Source organism: Streptomyces liangshanensis (assembly GCF_011694815.1).
Lineage (GTDB): Bacteria > Actinomycetota > Actinomycetes > Streptomycetales > Streptomycetaceae > Streptomyces > Streptomyces liangshanensis.
In genome coordinates this window covers 6,683,380-6,700,144 of record NZ_CP050177.1, presented here as the reverse complement: position 1 = coordinate 6,700,144, position 16,765 = coordinate 6,683,380, and the positions used below count along the sequence as shown (strand labels likewise).

The 16,765-nt window shown below is 72.4% G+C and carries 15 protein-coding genes; 8 read left to right on the top strand and 7 right to left on the bottom strand.

Features of this window, described 5'->3' with window-relative positions; translation table 11 throughout:
• The first annotated feature begins 85 nt into the window (after positions 1–85).
• The 4 genes from yczE to HA039_RS29085 all read left to right on the top strand — a co-directional run bounded on the left by yczE (position 86) and on the right by HA039_RS29085 (position 3,604).
• Positions 86–754 (top strand): membrane protein YczE, encoded by a 669-nt coding sequence (gene yczE / locus HA039_RS29100; protein ID WP_167034307.1) that lies wholly within the window; start codon positions 86–88, stop codon positions 752–754.
• Complete coding sequence (locus HA039_RS29095; RefSeq protein WP_167034305.1) at positions 751–1,515, top strand: glycerophosphodiester phosphodiesterase family protein; 765 nt, start codon at positions 751–753, stop codon at positions 1,513–1,515. Before yczE ends, HA039_RS29095 begins: the two co-directional genes overlap by 4 nt.
• 85 nt (positions 1,516–1,600) lie before the next feature.
• Positions 1,601–2,974, top strand: a complete 1,374-nt coding sequence (locus HA039_RS29090; RefSeq protein WP_167034303.1) for an MFS transporter — start codon at positions 1,601–1,603, stop codon at positions 2,972–2,974.
• Between the two features lie 255 nt (positions 2,975–3,229).
• On the top strand, positions 3,230–3,604 hold the full coding sequence (locus HA039_RS29085; protein WP_161311542.1) for an RNA polymerase-binding protein RbpA: 375 nt from the start codon (positions 3,230–3,232) through the stop codon (positions 3,602–3,604).
• 122 nt (positions 3,605–3,726) lie between these two features.
• Here HA039_RS29085 and fxsA read toward each other — a convergent pair whose 3' ends face one another.
• The 4 genes from fxsA to HA039_RS29065 all read right to left on the bottom strand — a co-directional run bounded on the left by fxsA (position 3,727) and on the right by HA039_RS29065 (position 7,808).
• Positions 3,727–4,326: an FxsA family membrane protein gene (fxsA, locus tag HA039_RS29080; RefSeq protein WP_167034301.1), complete on the bottom strand. Its 600-nt coding sequence runs from the start codon at positions 4,324–4,326 to the stop codon at positions 3,727–3,729.
• An 81-nt stretch (positions 4,327–4,407) separates the two neighbouring features.
• On the bottom strand, positions 4,408–5,175 hold the full coding sequence (locus tag HA039_RS29075; protein ID WP_167034299.1) for a polyprenol monophosphomannose synthase: 768 nt from the start codon (positions 5,173–5,175) through the stop codon (positions 4,408–4,410).
• A 481-nt stretch (positions 5,176–5,656) separates the two neighbouring features.
• The gene (locus HA039_RS29070) at positions 5,657–7,282 is read right to left on the bottom strand and encodes an amidohydrolase (RefSeq protein WP_167034297.1); all 1,626 of its coding nucleotides are present in this window, start codon (positions 7,280–7,282) and stop codon (positions 5,657–5,659) included.
• A gap of 85 nt (positions 7,283–7,367) precedes the next feature.
• Positions 7,368–7,808 (bottom strand): Lrp/AsnC family transcriptional regulator, encoded by a 441-nt coding sequence (locus HA039_RS29065; protein ID WP_167034295.1) that lies wholly within the window; start codon positions 7,806–7,808, stop codon positions 7,368–7,370.
• A 228-nt stretch (positions 7,809–8,036) separates the two neighbouring features.
• On the opposite strand from HA039_RS29065, the gene HA039_RS29060 reads away from it, so the two are divergent.
• A complete protein-coding gene (locus tag HA039_RS29060; RefSeq protein ID WP_167034293.1) occupies positions 8,037–8,462 on the top strand; it encodes a hypothetical protein in 426 nt (141 codons plus the stop codon).
• A 78-nt stretch (positions 8,463–8,540) separates the two neighbouring features.
• Here the strand turns inward: HA039_RS29060 and HA039_RS29055 are convergent, their stop codons facing one another.
• A complete protein-coding gene (locus tag HA039_RS29055; protein ID WP_167034292.1) occupies positions 8,541–9,713 on the bottom strand; it encodes an acyl-CoA dehydrogenase family protein in 1,173 nt (390 codons plus the stop codon).
• A gap of 425 nt (positions 9,714–10,138) precedes the next feature.
• On the opposite strand from HA039_RS29055, the gene HA039_RS29050 reads away from it, so the two are divergent.
• Positions 10,139–11,419: a glycoside hydrolase family 18 protein gene (locus HA039_RS29050; protein WP_167034291.1), complete on the top strand. Its 1,281-nt coding sequence runs from the start codon at positions 10,139–10,141 to the stop codon at positions 11,417–11,419.
• Here HA039_RS29050 and HA039_RS29045 read toward each other — a convergent pair.
• Together HA039_RS29045 and HA039_RS29040 are read right to left on the bottom strand one after the other, a co-directional pair.
• Positions 11,412–12,110, bottom strand: coding sequence for a TetR/AcrR family transcriptional regulator (locus tag HA039_RS29045; protein WP_341830040.1), 699 nt, complete (start codon positions 12,108–12,110; stop codon positions 11,412–11,414). The genes HA039_RS29050 and HA039_RS29045 overlap by 8 nt on opposite strands.
• A 143-nt stretch (positions 12,111–12,253) precedes the next feature.
• Positions 12,254–13,603 (bottom strand): peptidase C39 family protein, encoded by a 1,350-nt coding sequence (locus tag HA039_RS29040; RefSeq protein ID WP_167034289.1) that lies wholly within the window; start codon positions 13,601–13,603, stop codon positions 12,254–12,256.
• A gap of 249 nt (positions 13,604–13,852) precedes the next feature.
• Between HA039_RS29040 and HA039_RS29035 the strand changes: the two genes are divergently transcribed.
• On the top strand, positions 13,853–14,461 hold the full coding sequence (locus HA039_RS29035) for a uridine kinase family protein (protein WP_167034288.1): 609 nt from the start codon (positions 13,853–13,855) through the stop codon (positions 14,459–14,461).
• A gap of 383 nt (positions 14,462–14,844) precedes the next feature.
• The gene (locus HA039_RS29030) at positions 14,845–16,755 is read left to right on the top strand and encodes an AAA family ATPase (RefSeq protein ID WP_167034287.1); all 1,911 of its coding nucleotides are present in this window, start codon (positions 14,845–14,847) and stop codon (positions 16,753–16,755) included.
• Positions 16,756–16,765: the final 10 nt, after the last annotated feature.

The following is a 16,765-nucleotide window of genomic DNA, read 5'->3' as shown; positions in this document are numbered from 1 at the left end:
TTTCCCGGATTGGCCATGGTTGCTGAGGAAGAGCCAGCCACAGAGTGTCGCGTACCAGTCCACCATCGCATCAGGAGACCCCCTCATGTCCACCTCCGCCGGCCTCCGGGGCATCCATCTCACCCGTCGGCTGCTCCAGCTCGCCTCGGGTCTCGCGCTGTACGGGGCGAGCGCGGCGCTGCTGGTCCGCGGCGGCCTCGGGCTGGAACCGTGGGGGGTGCTGCACCAGGGGCTGTCCGAGCGCTCGGGCCTGTCGATGGGGGTCGTCTCGATCATCGTGGGGGCCACCGTGCTGCTGCTGTGGATCCCCCTGCGGCAGCGCCCGGGGCTCGGCACGGTCTCCAACGTCTTCGTGGTCGGCCTCGCCATGGACGCCACCCTCGCCCTCGTCCCCGACGCCCACGGCCTGCCCGCCCGGATCACCCTGATGGTGGCGGGCATCGTCCTCAACGGCGTGGCGACCGGCCTGTACATCGCGGCCCGCTTCGGCCCCGGTCCGCGCGACGGTCTGATGACCGGCCTGAACCGGGTGACCGGCCGCTCGATCCGGCTGGTCCGTACGTCCATCGAGATCGCCGTGGTGGCCACCGGCTTCGCCCTCGGCGGCTCCGTCGGCATCGGCACGGTGGCCTACGCGCTCGCCATAGGACCGCTGGCGCAGCTCTTCCTTCGTGTCTTCGCCGTCCCCCCGGCGCCCGCGGGCAGCCCTGTCGTCGCCGCCGGGTCACCGGAGCAGGCCATACTGCGCCCGTGACCCACGTACGCCACCCCTATCTGGACCACCCGGGCCCGATCCCGTTCGCCCACCGCGGCGGCGCGGCCGACGGCCTGGAGAACACGGCCGCCGCCTTCCGCCGGGCCGAGTCCCTCGGCTACCGCTACTTCGAAACCGACGTGCACGCCACCGCGGACGGCCGGCTGGTCGCGTTCCACGACACCACCCTCGACCGGGTGACGGACGGGCACGGCAGGATCGCCGACCTCCCCTGGGAGGAGGTGCGGCAGGCGCGGGTGGCGGGCAAGGAACCGCTGCCCCTCTTCGCGGACCTGCTGGACGAGTTCCCGGAGGCCCGCTGGAACGTGGACATCAAGGCGGCCCCCGCCCTGGTCCCGCTGGTCGACCTGATCCGCAGGACGGGCTGCTGGGACCGGGTCTGCGTGGGGTCGTTCTCCGAGCGCCGGGTGGCGGCCGCGGCGCGGCTCGCGGGTCCGCGCCTGGCCACCTCGTACGGGGTACGGGGCGTGCTGGGCCTGCGGCTCCGCTCGTACGGGCTCCCCTTCCCGGTCCGGGCGGGGGCGGTGTCCGCACAGGTGCCCGAGGCGCAGAGCGGCGTCCCGGTGGTGGACGAGCGCTTCGTGCGCGCGGCCCACGCGCGGGGTCTCCAGGTGCACGTCTGGACGATCAACGAGGCGGATCGGATCGACGCCCTGCTGGACCTCGGCGTGGATGGCATCATGACCGATCAACTGGAAACGCTGCGCACGGTGTTCACCGCGCGGGGAGTCTGGCACTGACCCGCGTGGTGCCGCACACCCGGCGCCGGGCGCCTGGTGCCGGATTCCCGGCGGTGGCCGCCGGGACCTGATCGAGGGGGCGCGGGTGACCGCCGAGACCGTGGACCGTACCGAAGAGCCGGACGGCTCCGGCGGAGCGGAGGAGGCACGCGCCCGCAGGCGTGAGCAACGGGGCTGGTACTTCTACGACTTCGCCTGCTCCGTCTACTCGACGAGCGTGCTCACCGTGTTCCTCGGCCCGTACCTCACGTCGGTGGCGAAGTCGGCCGCCGACGCGGACGGGTTCGTGCATCCGCTGGGCATCCCGGTGCGCGCGGGCTCGGTGTTCGCTTACTCCGTGTCCCTGTCGCTCGTGGTGGCGGTGCTGGTGATGCCGCTGGCGGGCGCGGCGGCGGACCGTACGGGACGCAAGAAGCCGCTGCTGGCGGCCTCCGCGTACCTGGGGGCGACCGCCACGGCCGGCATGTTCTTCCTGGACGGCGACCGCTATCTGCTGGGCGTGCTGCTGCTGGTGGTGGCGAACGCCTCGCTGTCCGTCTCGATGGTCCTGTACAACGCGTACCTCCCCCAGATAGCCGGGCCCGAGGAGCGCGACGCCGTCTCCTCCCGGGGATGGGCTTTCGGTTACACCTCGGGCGCCCTGGTGCTGGTGCTGAACCTCGTGCTGTACACGGGGCACGACTCGTTCGGGGTCTCGGAGTCGGTGGCCGTGCGGATCTGTCTCGCCTCGGCCGGTGTCTGGTGGGGCGCCTTCACGCTCGTCCCGCTGCGGCGGCTGCGGGACCGGGCGGTACCGGGCCACGGCGAGGGGGCGGCCGTCACCGGCTGGCGGCAGTTGGTCAACACCCTGCGGGACATGCGCCGCCATCCGCTGACCCTGTCGTTCCTGCTCGCCTACCTGGTCTACAACGACGGTATCCAGACGGTGATCTCGCAGGCCTCGATCTACGGCTCCGAGGAACTGGGCCTGGACCAGACGACGCTGATCACGGCGGTGCTGCTGGTGCAGATCCTCGCCGTGGCGGGCGCGCTCGGCATGGGCAGGCTGGCCAGGTCGTACGGCGCCAAGCGGACGATCCTCGGCTCGCTGGTGGTCTGGACGCTGATCCTCGGGGCGGGGTACTTCCTGCCCGCCGGGACGCCGGTGGCGTTCTACGCGCTGGCGGCGGCGATCGGGCTGGTGCTGGGCGGCAGCCAGGCGCTGTCCCGCTCGCTCTTCTCCCACCTGGTGCCGCGCGGCAAGGAGGCCGAGTACTTCTCCGCGTACGAGATGAGCGACCGCGGGCTGAGCTGGCTGGGGCCCCTGGTGTTCGGGCTCGCGTATCAGCTCACGGGGAGTTACCGGGATGCGATCATCTCCCTGGTGGTGTTCTTCGTCGTGGGGTCCGTGCTGCTGGCGAGGGTGCCGGTGGGGCGGGCGATCGCCGCGGCCGGCAACCCCGTACCGGCACGGATTTAGACGTTGAAGTCAAAGGGCGGTAGTGTACGCGTTTGGCCTGCCTGGCGGACCGTTCCTGCGTACTGAGGAAATGAACTCGCCGGGTGACATCTTCTGTCAGAGGTGACAAAGCGGTCACCGGTGGGTACAACAAGGGGCGGCACGACGGGCGACGCATGACCCGGCACGGGAATCTTTACCGCGGACCGGACGTTGACCGGATGACGACGACAGCGACACCTGTCCTGTGGGCGACAAGCCCGGGAGGCACGATTCATGAGTGAGCGAGCTCTCCGCGGCACGCGACTCGTGGTTACCAGCTACGAGACGGACCGCGGCATCGATCTGGCCCCGCGCCAGGCGGTGGAGTACGCATGCGAGAACGGACATCGATTCGAGATGCCGTTCTCGGTGGAGGCGGACATCCCGCCGGAGTGGGAGTGCAAGGCGTGTGGCGCCCAGGCACTCCTGGTCGACGGAGATGGCCCCGAGGAGAAGAAGGGCAAGCCTGCGCGTACGCACTGGGACATGCTCATGGAGCGGCGCACACGCGAGGAGTTGGAGGAGGTGCTGGCCGAACGGCTGGCAGTCCTGCGCTCCGGCGCCATGAACATCGCCGTGCACCCGCGGGACAGCCGCAAGTCGGCCTGACCGCGAGCATGTAACCACCGCACAAAAGTCATAAGAGCGCACAACGCATCAGAGCGACCGAACAGCCGATGGGCCCGACACACAGTGTGTGTCGGGCCCATCGGCTGTCCTGGTCGTCCCCGCTACCGGGAGAGCGGCGGCCGGGGGCCGTTGTCCTCCGGCGGGCGCGGCTCGTCGTGCCGGATGACCTCGCCCTGCACCACCTTGCCGTCCGGCTGCCGCATCCGGGCCTGCTGGAAGACGTCGCCGAGGCTGCCGGGGGGCGCCACGGCGCTCATCCGGCGTTCGAGCGACCGCTCCGCGTACCGCCCCAGCGCCTTGCGCACGAACGGGATGAGCAGGAGCAGGCCCAGCACGTCCGTGATCAGCCCGGGGATCATGATCAGCAGGCCGCCCAGCATCAGGAACCCGTTGCCGGTGGACCCGTGCCCCTCGGGCGGCGCCACGGCGGCGGGACCCGCCTGCTGGGCCTGCTGCTGGCGCTGGAGGGTCGCCGTCAGGTTGGCGAAGGCCCGCCGGCCGGCGCTCTTGATCACCACCGCGCCGACCACCACCCCGCCGAGGAGCAGCGCGAGGATCGTGAGACCCCCGGAGACCCCGGCGACGAAGATCAGCAGCCAGATCTCCAGCACCACCCACAGAGCGAGGCCCAGCGGGATCAGCGTGCGGGCACGGGAGCGCTTGGGCGGGGTCCGGGGAGGTCCAGGATGTCCGGTCGTCATGGTTCCAGTGTGCCTGGGAGCGGGTCGGTACGGCGTATGGGAGCAATCAAAAGCGCCGGGGGAAGCCCCGGGGCGCGCCCGTCAGGACGGCTTGCGGCCGAGCAGGCGGTTCGCCCGGGACTCGACGCCCCAGGCGGTGACCTTCCAGAGCGCCTCGACGACGATGTCCTTGCTCATCTTGGAGTCGCCGACCTCGCGCTCCACGAACGTGATCGGGACCTCCACGACCGTGAACCCGGCCTCGATCGCGCGCCGGGCCAGGTCGATCTGGAAGCAGTAGCCCTGGGAGGAGACGGCGGCGAGGCCGAGTCCTTCCAGCGTCTCGGCCCGGAAGGCGCGGAAGCCGCCGGTGACGTCCCGGATCGGGACACCGAGGAGGAGCCGCGAATAGGTGCTGGCGCCCCGGGAGAGGAACTCCCGGTTCTTGGGCCAGTTGACGATCCGCCCGCCCGGCATCCAGCGCGAGCCGAGGACGAGGTCCGCGCTCTTGAGCCCGGTCAGCAGCCGGGGCAGCTCCTCGGGCTGGTGGGAGCCGTCCGCGTCCATCTCGACCAGGACGCCGTAGCCGTGCTCCAGGCCCCACTGGAAGCCGGCCAGATAGGCCGCTCCCAGCCCTTCCTTGCCCTTGCGGTGCAGGACCTGGACCTGGCCGTCCTCGGCGGCGAGCTCGTCCGCGAGCTTGCCGGTGCCGTCGGGGCTGTTGTCGTCGGCGATCAGGATGTCGGCCTCGGGCACCGCGGCGCGGACCCGGGAGACGATCGGCCCGATGTTCTCGGCCTCGTTGTAGGTCGGGATGATCACCAAGGCTTTACCGAGCGGGCCGTACCGCCTCTGACCACCGTCGTTCACTGCTGCCCCTCAATCGCCGTACGCCGAGGCACCACCTTAGCGAGCACTCGGGGGTGGGCGGTCACCGCATCGCGGACCTACGGATCGGGACCCGGCGTCCTTCGGGCCGACCTGGGACCCGCTGGCTGCGGGTCGACCGAAAGCCGTTGTCTACTGAACGCCGGGACCCCGCCCGGGTCGCACCTGCCGACCGGCCGAAACCTTCCCTCGCCCCCGAGACGCGGGTGCTGGACCTGGCTCCCAGTGGTGGTGCGCCGGTGCGGCACACCGCCCCGTGGCCCAGCGGCGTTCGACGACTGCGCGGAGGTTGCCGGACGGACGTCCTGTGGTGGACTCGGCCGAACCTACCCGTCGGCGACTGCTTACTGTCAACAGTCGTTTGACCTGCGGTGTTGACCCAAATCAGCAGGTCAGTGGGGAAGATCCGCAGGTCGCGGCGGAGGCCGGGAAGCATCGGTCGGCGGTACGAAATGTCCGTACGTCACTCTTTCGGTCCCACAAACACCGTTTGTCCGGCCACGACGGTCCGCAGGCACACCGGCAGCGGGCCGCCCGGCGTGAGATCGGGCAGCCCCGGCGTCCCCGAGCGGGGGTCGGTGGACCAGCGGGAGACCCGGTCGTCCGGGGCCTGGACGACCAGCGCGCCGGTGCGCCAGACGGCGTAGTCGGCGGGGGCGCCCGGCACGAGCGTACCGGCGTCGTCGCGGCCGAGGACCCGCCAGCCGCCCCGGGTGTGGGCGGTGAAGGCGGCGCGTACGGAGATCCGGTGCTCCGGCGTGCGGTGGAAGGCGGCCGCGCGGACCGTGCCCCAGGGGTCGAGCGGGGTGACCGGGCTGTCCGAGCCGAAGGCGAGCGGGACGCCCGCGCGCAGCAGGGCCGCATAGGGGTTGAGCGTCCTGGCCCGTGCCCGGCCCAGCCGTTCGGCGTACATGCCGTCCTCGCCGCCCCAGGCCGCGTCGAAGGCGGGCTGGACGGAGGCGGTGAGGCCCAGTTCCGCGAAGGCGGCGATCGTCTCGGGGACGAGCATCTCGGCGTGCTCCACGCGGTGCCTGGCGGCCCTGATCCTGGCCAGGCCCAGCCGCTCGGCGGCGGCGCGCACCCCGTCCACGACGGCGCCGACGGCGGCGTCCCCGATGGCGTGGAACCCGGCCTGGAGGCCGGCCTCGGTGCAGGCGGTGACGTGGGCCGCGACGGCGGCGGCGTCCAGGTGGGCGGTGCCGGTGTGCGGGGCGTCCGCGTACGGCTCGGACAGGTGGGCCGTGTGGGAGCCGAGGGAGCCGTCCACGAAGAGGTCGCCGGCCGCGCCGACGGCGCCGAGTTCCCGTACCCGCGCGGCGCCCTTCCCGTCGCTGATCGCCTCGGCCCAGTAGCCGTGGACCCGGGGTCCCGGTTCGCCGGCGGCCAGGGCCAGGAGCGCGGTGAGGTCGTCCTCGTCGGAGATGTCGGGCCCGGCGCATTCGTGCAGGGTGCCGATGCCGAGCGAGGCGGCGTGGGTACGTGCCGCGCGCTGGGCGTCGGTGCGCTGCTGGGGCGAGACGGCGGCGTGGGCGGCCTCCCGGACGGCGTGGTGGGCGGCGGCCGTCAGCGGGCCCTCCTGGTCGTACCCGGTGAGGGAGGTGACGCCGGGGACCAAATCGAGGAGGGCGGTGGTGGCGACGGCGGAGTGCACGTCGACGCGCGTCAGGTAGAGGGGCCGGCCGCCCGTCGCCTCGTCCAGTTCGGCGCGGGTCGGGGGCCGCCGCTCGGGCCAGCGGGCGGAGTCCCAGCCGTGGCCGAGGAGGATCCGTCCGCCGGGGTGCGCGGTCGCGTGGGCGCGTACGAGCCCGACCGCGTCGCCCAGGCTCCGCGCGCCGGTCAGGTCGAGGCCCGTGAGCGCGAGGCCCGTCGCGGTGGTGTGGACGTGGGCGTCGGTGAACGCGGGGGTGACCAGGGCGCCTTCGAGGTCGACGACCTCGTCCACCCCGGTGGCGAAGGCGTCGGCCGCCCCTTCCGAGCCCACCCAGGCGACGTGGCCGCGCTCGACCACCATGGCGGTGGCGAAGGGGTCGGCGGGGCTGTGGACTTCTCCGCCGCGCAGGAGCACGGTGCGGGTTTCGCTCTCGGTCATGCCGACCAGTGTCCCTTTTCGAGCAGACCGTCCCGCCGCCGGGGGACCCCGTTCCGCCGCCGGGGACCCTCTGCGCCCGGCGCGCTCACATGCGGGGCGGGCGCGCCTCGTACGGGGTGGAGAGGACCACCGTCGTCCGGGTGGAGACGCCGGCCAGGCCGCGGATCCGGGTCAGGAGGTGCTCCAGCTCCAGGGGGGTGGCGACGCGGACCTTGAGGATGTAGTTCTCGTCCCCGGCGACGCTGTGGCAGGCCTCGATCTCGGGGACGGACGCGAGGCGGTCCGCGATGTCGTCGGGGGCGCTCGGGTCGAACGGTTTCACGGAGATGAAGGCGGTCAGCGGCAGGCCGACGGCCTCGGGGTCGACCACGGCCGCGTAGCCGCGGATGACGCCGCGCTGCTCCAGCCGCCGTACCCGCTGGTGCACGGCCGACGTGGACAGGCCGGTGGCCTTGCCCAGGTCGGTGTAGCTCATCCGGCCGTCCTTGACGAGCAACTCCACGATCTGACGATCCAGCTCCTCCATACGGATCAACCTATTGCCCCGGGTCCCCTCCGGCACAGTCCGCCGGAGGTCTCTCCCGGGTCGTCCCCCGGCGTCTCACGGACACGTGCGGTGGGCATGTGACGAACGCCACATATCTGCGGGGCGGTCCGTCGGGACCTCACGGTTACCGGACGCGCACGGAGGGAATTGCTTGCTGTGGTCGAGACCACAAGTGCCTGGTCGGCCCACCCGAGGGGGAATGTCTCCATGCAGAGCCTGAAGCGCGTCGGACGCGGTGAACCGGAGTCCGCCGATCTTGTCGAGGCCGACGATCCGGACGAGTTCGACGAGTCCGATCTCTACGACACGTTCGAGATGTACCGGGTCGTCTGCCCGGACTGCGCACGGCCGATCGCGCTCCTGGCGGACGAGGACGTCCTGCCCGAGCACGCGCTGTGCCCGTCCCCGTGGAACCCGTTCGTGCTCACGGTCTGCGCGGGTACGGGACGCCGGGCGGCGGAAGCCCCGGACGCCGACGAGTCGCCGGAGGCCCAGGAGCAGCACACCGCCCTGCTCCTGACGCTTCCTCAGGGGCTCGACTGGCGGACGCAGCCCTTCTCGCACGTCGGCGGTCCCGGCTCGCGGCCGGTCAAGTCGTTCCCGGTGGCCCGGGAGGCCTCGCGCGCCGCGTGAGCGCGGCCCCGTGGCGTACGTGAACCAACCCCCGCACCACGACGGCGTGTCCGGCATGGTGCGGGGTCGTCCGGGGGCTCAGCGGCTCTCGGGCCCGAGGAGTTGACGGGCGATCACCATCCGCTGGATCTGGTTGGTGCCCTCCACGATCTGGAGCACCTTCGCCTCGCGCATGTAGCGCTCGACGGGGAAGTCCAGCGTGTAGCCGTAACCGCCGAGCACCTGTACCGCGTCGGTGGTGACGCTCATGGCCGCGTCCGTGCAGAACAGCTTGGCCATCGCGGCCTGCCGGGAGAACGGCAGCCCGGCGTCGCGCAGGCGCGCGGCGGCGAGGTAGAGCGCGCGGCCGGCCTCGATCCGCGTCGCCATGTCCGCGATCAGGAAGCGCAGCCCCTGGAAGTCCGCGATGGGACGGCCGAACTGCTGCCTGCCGGTCGCGTACGCCATGGCCTCGTCCAGCGCCGCCTGCGCGAGGCCGACGGCGCACGCGGCGATGCCGAGGCGGCCCGAGTCGAGCGAGGCCAGCGCGATCGCGAAGCCCTGCCCCTCCTCGCCGATGCGGCGGTCGTCCGCCACCCGTACCCCGTCGAAGTGGAGTTGGGCGGTGGGCGAGCCCTTCATGCCCATCTTCTTCTCCGGGGCGGCGGCCTGGAGCCCTGGGGCATCGCCCGGTACGAGGAACGCGGTGATGCCGCGCGCGCCGTCGGGGCCGGTCCTCGCGAGGACCGTGCAGAAGTCCGCGACGCCGCCGTGGGTGATCCAGGACTTGGTGCCGGTGATGACCCAGTCGTCGCCGTCCCGGACGGCGCGCGTGCGCAGCGAGGCGGCGTCGGACCCGGAGGTGGGCTCGGAGAGGCAGTAGGCGCCCAGCAGGCCGCCGCCCAGCATCGCGGGGAGGTGTTCCGCCTGCTGCTCCTTGCTGCCGAACCCGGCGAGCGCGTAGGAGGCCAGGGAGTGGACGCTGACGCCGAGGCCGACGGTGAGGCGGGCGGCGGCGAGTTCTTCGAGGACCTGGAGGTACACCTCGTACGGCTGGTCCCCGCCGCCGTGGGCGGAGTCGTAGGGAAGGCCGAGCAGGCCCGACTCGGAGAGCAGGGTGAAGAGGCGGCGCGGGAAGTGTCCCGCTTCCTCCTCCTCGGCGGCCGCGGGGGCGATCTCCCGTTGGGCGATGTCGCGTACGAGCGCGAGAAGGTCCTCGGACTCCTCGGTGGGCAGGTGACGTTCCACCGGCTTCGGGGCGCGGTCGGACATGGCGGCGCTCTCCTCCCTGTCGGGACACTGCGGCGGTCGCGCGCGGGGTGGTGCGGCGGCGCCGGCTGAGGTCCGGGTGTCCCCGGACGCGTACTGCCCAACCGATGCTGCCTTCCCGGATCGCGGAAGAGGCTGACCAGCGGCTGTGGCGCGTTGAGTATGCCCGATCGGCGGCCCCCCGTCACCGGTCGCGGAGTCCGGCCGGGCCGCGCGCCCCCGGGTGCGCGCGGGCGCCCGGCCCGTCCCCCTTCATCCCCTTACGGCGCCGCCGAGTTGGTACGCACCATTGACCGCACTGGTCTAGTCCTTCTAACGTCCACCCGGAACGGGTTCGGTGTTCATGTCACATCCGAGCCGCGGCCGTTCGTCCTCCCGCCCGTCCGGCCGGTCCCCCACCCGTAGGTCCTCCCCCACGAGGAGACTTCGTGCTCACACTTCACCGTCCTCGCGCCCGCCTCCGGGCGCTCGTGGCCGCCGCGTGTACCGCCGCCCTGGGCGTCGGCCTGCTCGCCGGGGCCGGCAGCGCCTCCGCGGGTGCGCCGACCTCCCCGGCCGCCGCGCAGCGGGCGGCCGAGAAGGCGGCCGCTCCGGCCGCCGCGGCGGCCGGCAGCAAGGTGGTCGGCTACTTCACCAACTGGGGCGTGTACGACCGGAACTACCACGTCAAGAACATCGAGACGTCGGGTTCCGCGGCCAAGCTCACGCACATCAACTACGCCTTCGGCAACGTCACCGGCGGCAAGTGCGTGATCGGCGACTCATACGCCGACTACGAGAAGGCGTACACCGCCGACCAGAGCGTGGACGGCAAGGCCGACGCCTGGGACGCGCCGCTGCGCGGCAACTTCAACCAGCTGCGCAAGCTCAAGGCGAAGCACCCCGGCCTGAAGGTCATCTGGTCGTTCGGCGGCTGGTCCTGGTCCGGTGGCTTCACCGAGGCCGCGAAGAACCCGGCCGCCTTCGCGAAGTCCTGCTACGACCTGGTCGAGGACCCGCGCTGGGCCGACGTCTTCGACGGCATCGACATCGACTGGGAGTACCCCAACTCCTGCGGTCTGAGCTGTGACACGAGCGGTCGCGCGGCCTTCAAGAACCTCGCCGCCGCGCTGCGGGCCCAGTTCAAGGCCCCGAACCTGGTCACCGCCGCCATCACGGCGGACGGCACCCCCGGCGGCAAGATCGACGCCGCCGACTACGCGGGCGCGGCGCAGTACCTCGACTGGTACAACCCGATGACGTACGACTTCTTCGGCGCGTTCGCGGCGCAGGGCCCCACGGCCCCGCACTCCCCGCTCACCACCTACGCGGGCATCCCGACCCAGGGCTTCACCACCGACACCGCGATCTCGAAGCTGAAGAGCCTCGGTGTGCCGTCCTCGAAGCTGCTGCTCGGCATCGGCTTCTACGGGCGCGGCTGGACCGGTGTGACCCAGAAGGCGCCGGGCGGTTCCGCGACGGGCGCGGCGGCCGGCAAGTACGAGGCGGGCATCGAGGACTACAAGGTCCTCAAGACCAGCTGCCCGGCCAACGGCACGGTCGGTGGCACCGCGTACGCCTTCTGCGGCAACAACTGGTGGAGCTACGACACCCCCGCCACCATCGCCGGGAAGATGGCCTACAAGAACCAGCAGGGTCTTGGCGGCACGTTCTTCTGGGAGCTGAGCGGCGACACCACCAACGGTGAGCTGATCAAGGCGATCAACTAGGTTCCGGCTCCTCGCCGGGCGGGCCGGACGCTTCCGGCCCGTCCGGCGAATCGAGCAGGCTCTCGGCCTGCCGGTCGTCGAGGCCCGTGAACGGCCGCCACTCCAGGTCGGGTGGCGGCGCCGGGCATTCCGGCGCGAACTCCTCGATCGTGTTGAGGGTGTGGCGCAGCATCCGCACCAGCAGGTCGCGCGGGATCTCCCGGGGCAGTGTGTCGCGGTGGGCCAGCCATTCGAGCGTGAGCCACTCCACACTGCTCAGCCAGCCCAGCAGCGCGAGCCGGGCGATCGGCGGGATGTCGTGGTGTCCGTAGGCGCCGTCGGCGATCGTGGAGACCAGCCCCGTACGCACGGCGTCCCGGATGGCCTGCACCTGGGTGTCGAATCCCACGCCGCCGTTGATGACCGTCCGGTAGGCGGCCTCGTTGTACTGGGCGAAGCGCAGGTAGGCCTCGACGGTCCGCTGCACGCGCTGGGTGCGCGGGAGTTCGGCGCCGCCCGCCGCGAGGGTGACGAGTTCCGTCACGGCGTCCTCGACGATGGCCAGGTAGTAGCCGCGCTTGTTCTCGAAGTAGTAGTAGATCAGCCCCTTGGCCACCCCTGCGTGCGAGGCGATGTCGTCCATCGACAACGCGTCGTACGAGGTGTCGGCGAACAACTTCCTTCCGGTGGCGATGAGTTCGGAGCGTCGCACCTGTGATCGGGCGGACGCGCCCCGCTGCTGACTACGATTCACGTTCGCGTCCTGGTCTCCGGCCGGCTCAGAATCCCCGCAGTATTGCAGAGACGCCGGTGACGGCCGGAGACCGGTGCGACGCGAGTGGTCCCGGCTCCCGGTCAGAGCAGTCCGACGGCACGCAGGGCGTGGCGCTGGGCGGTGCTGGGATCGGCGGGCCAGTAGACGTAACACACACCACCGGTCCCGGAGGTGACGTTCCCGGCGGCGTTGTGACGCTTGGTCCTGAGCCAGATGGTTTCCCACTCCGACCGCCGGTACACCCGCCGTACCGCGGTGTTGTCGGGCGAGGCGGGGTCGTTGGCGATCACGTCCCCGGCCTCGGTGAAGCCGATCACGGTCATGAGGTGTCCCGCCGTGCCGTACCCCGCCCCGGTCAGCTCCTTCTGGAGGAACGACTGCGACGTGATGACGGGGATGCCGGCCCGGACCAGGTTCTCCACGTCGGTCAGCGAACCGAGGCGGGTGACGGCCGCGTTCAGGTCCCGGTACGTCGCCGCGTACGCGGCGTTGAACGGCCAGTTGCCGCAGCCCTCGTACTGGTGGTCGAACGTGCGGCGGGCCGCGTGGCAGACCTGCGGGTCGGCGAAGGCCGGGTCGACCCAGGCGAGGTCCGCGGTGGTGGGCCCGCGCCCCCAGTACTCGATGATCATCTGCGAGGAGGTGGGGCTGCACCACGCCTCACCGCCGTTGTCGTACTGGGGGTACTGCCCGGCGTGGATCTCCTGCGAGTAGCGCGGCACGGTCAGCTCCCGCGCCGGACCGGGCGACGAGGCCGGCACGGTGAACCGGTCGGGGATGTCGGAGGCCATCGCGCCGATCCGGTGCACGGTCGGCGTGAGCCGGGTGCCGGGCTTGCGGTACAGGGTGAGGCGCAGTCGGTACGAGGCCAGCCGCAGCCCGCTCGCCGGGGCGTCCACGGCGAACGTGTCGGTCCAGATGGCGCTGCGCCCGTCGCCCTGGCCGTCGACGGAGGTGCGCCGGATGTCGTCGGGGCCGTCGCCCGAGGTCCAGCGGCCGAGGACGTACCACGGGGTCCGGGTCCCGTCGGAGTAGTCGCCCCCCAGCTCGATCTGGATCCAGGTGCCGGCCGGCGTCCTGGCGTTCCAGGAGGCGACCAGCTCGGTGGCGGGCACGGTCGAGCGGTGCACCGGCGAGGTCCACGTCCCGTACTCCCAGGCGGCCGTCCGCCCGGTGTGCGGGTCGGCGTAGTCGACGCGGCCCAGGGGGGAGCCGATCACCAGGGACGGCCGGGCGCCCGGCACGGCCCGGGTGCCCTGGGCCTCACCCGCCCGCCAGTCGGCGTACGAGGTCCAGAAGGAGTTGTCCACCAGCGGCCCGGCCGGGGCGCCGGACAGGGCGGCGGCCGGGACGGCGGAGACCACGGCGGCGGACGCGGCGGACGCCAGCACGGCGGCCAGTACGTTTCTGCGGGAGGCGGGACGGGTCACGGGGGACCTCCGGTCGACAGCGGTGAGGGGGGAACCGAGAGCGGCGGGACATGGGGGGAAGGGAGGTAGGGGCGGCTGCTCGGCAGTCGTCAACTATCCAGGCTCCCAACGGCCCTCTGCCAGCGATTCGGCCCGCGTGGCGCGAGCAATATTGGTCCCGACCAGTGGCATGACCTGCGGGACCGCCCGGCGCCGGACCGGCGGCCACCGGGCCGCCGCCCGCCTCCCCGCCCCTCGTAGGCTGGCCCGATGGACGATCTGACGGACGTGGCCGCCGCCCTGCGCGCCCTGCCGCCCTCCTGCGGTCCGGTACGGCTGGTCGCGGTCGACGGCCACGCGGGCTCCGGGAAGAGCACCTTCGCCGCCCGCCTCGCGGACGCGCTCGGCGGCGCGCCCGTCCTGCGCCTCGACGACCTCGCGACCCACGACGAGCTCTTCGCGTGGCTGCCCCGGCTGCTGGACCAGGTGATCGCCCCCCTGGCGCGCGGGGCGGACGCGCGCTACGCGCCGTACGACTGGAACCTCCGCCGCTTCGGCCCGCCCCGCCCGCTGGCCCCGGCCCCCGTCGTCCTGGTCGAGGGGGTCGGGGCCGGGCGGCGGGGCCTGCGGCCGTACCTCGCCCGGCTGCTGTGGATGGACCGGGGCGCCGAGGAGTCCTGGCGCCGGGGGCGCCGGCGCGACGGACCGGCGCAGGCCGGGTTCTGGGAAGGCTGGACGGTGGCGGAGACCGGCCACTTCGCGGAGGATCCCTCGCGGCCGTTCGCCGACGCGCTGGTACGGGAGGTGCGGGGCGGGTACGTGGTGTCTCCGCCGCCGCCCGCGACAGCGGGAACCGAACCGGCCGCTCACCCAACGTGATCAGCTCCGGCCGCCGTACCGGGCGGTCGGCATTCGGCCCGGCGTGTGCTCCAACTCCGCTTGACCGACGGGTGGGACAGGTCTTACGTTCTTAATGTGCGGCTTTTCGGAGCCGCCGCGGACGCGAAGCCCCCGGTTGTTCCCCCGTGATCGGGGGCTTCGTTCTGCCCCTTTCACCCCCTCCCGGCCCCCGCGCCGCACCCCGCGCTCACCGTGGGTCACCGCGCCCTCCCGGCCTTCGGCGCCCTTAGTCCCGTACCCCCTGCGCAGGTACGATGCATCTCGGTGCGGTCAAATCCCGTCCGCGACAAGGTGGTTCAGCACGCTGCCGACGGGCTCCCGCCCGGCGGGACATCATGGGTGCGCGTTTTGTGGGGGACCTGATGGATATCGGCACGCAGGGCACGCACGCCCCGGCCGACCTCGCCTGGGTGCGTGGCGTGGACGCGTACACCATGGGCGCGTATCCGCAGGCGGAGGAGGAGTTCAGGACCGCCGTCCGGCTCGATCCCGGGATGGCCGACGGCTGGCTGGGGCTGCACGCGCTGCGCGTCGACACCACGACGGCCCTGCTCCGGATGTACCGCCACCGCGACCGTTTCGGCGAGCAGCGCGCCCACCACCGCCGGACGCTCAACTCCTGGTACTGGCTCGGCTGGTGGGTGCAGCCGGTGCTGGAGAGCGGCCGCGACCTGCTGCTCGCGCACGCCTCGCACTGGCTGGACGGCCGGCACGTACCGGAACTCGACCGGGCGCTCGCCGGGCTGCCGCCCGTGAACGCCGATCCGCAGGTGCGGTTCCTCCACGCGTGCCGCGCGTACCTGGTGAAGGACTGGGACGAGCTGGTACGGCACACCGAACCGCTCGTCGACGACACCCTCCTGGGGATCGAGGCGGGCCTGTTCGGCGGCATGGCCCGGGTCAGGCTGGAGATGTTCACCCAGGCCGAACCGCTGCTGGCCACGGCCCTGATGCGCTGCCGCAGCGAGCAGCCGCAGCGCAAGGAGCTGCGCTACTGGCTGGCGCGCGCCCACGAGGGCACCGGCCGCAGCGCCGCCGCCTTACCTCTGTACCGCGCCGTGCACCGCCTGGACCCGTCCTTCATGGACACCGCCGCCCGCCTCGCGGCGATCACGGACCTGGACGGGTACGAGGGCGCCGACGACCCCGGCGGGCTCGCCTCGGTGGCGCTGGCCGGCTTCGGCCAGGAGGCGCTGGACGCGCAGGGCGATCCGGAGATCCCGCCGGCCCCCGAGGCCCACCTCGGCGGCGAGCCGCAGCCGCTGCCGGGCGGGGGCGGAGGTCCGGCGGCTCCCGTACCCGAGAGCCTCGACGGCGTACGGGAGAAGGTGCCGCTGCCCGTCCAGCCCTCTCCCCCGCGCTTCCCCGCGGGCCCCACCGACCCGGCGCTGCTGGCGAGCGCCCTGGCCGAACTGGAGCGGATGGTCGGCCTGGAGCCGGTCAAGCGGCAGGTGAAGGCCCTCTCGGCGCAGCTGAACATGGCGAGGCTGCGGGCGGGCGAGGGGCTGCCCGTCCAGCCGCCGAAACGGCACTTCGTCTTCTCCGGCCCCTCCGGCACCGGCAAGACCACCGTCGCCCGCATCCTCGGACGGGTCTTCTACGCGCTGGGGCTGCTCGGCGGCGACCATCTCGTGGAGGCCCAGCGGGCCGACCTGGTGGGCGAGTTCCTCGGCCAGACGGCGGTCAAGGCGAACGAACTGATCGACTCGGCGATCGGCGGGGTGCTCTTCGTGGACGAGGCGTACAGCCTCTCCAACACCGGCTACAGCAAGGGCGACGCGTACGGCGACGAGGCGCTCCAGGTGCTCCTGAAGCGCGCCGAGGACAGCCGGGACCACCTGGTGGTGATCCTGGCGGGCTACCCGGAGGGCATGGACCGGCTGCTGGCCACCAACCCCGGTCTCTCGTCGCGCTTCACCAGCCGGGTCGACTTCCCCAGCTACCGGCCGCCGGAACTGACCGCGATCGGCCAGGTCCTGGCGGCGGAGAACGGCGACGCCTGGGACGAGGAGTCGGTGGACGAGCTGCGGTCGATCAGCGCGCACGTCGTCGAGCAGGGCTGGATCGACGAGCTGGGGAACGGGCGCTTCCTGCGGACGCTGTACGAGAAGAGCTGCGCGTACCGCGATCTGCGGCTGTCCGGGTACAGCGGGACGCCGGGCCGCGAGGACCTGGCGACGCTGCGGCTGCCCGACCTGATGCAGGCGTACGGCGAGGTGCTGTCGGGCCGCGGCCCGGCCCGTCGCGGCCCGCAGGAACCACCGGGTCCCTGAGCCCGGCGCG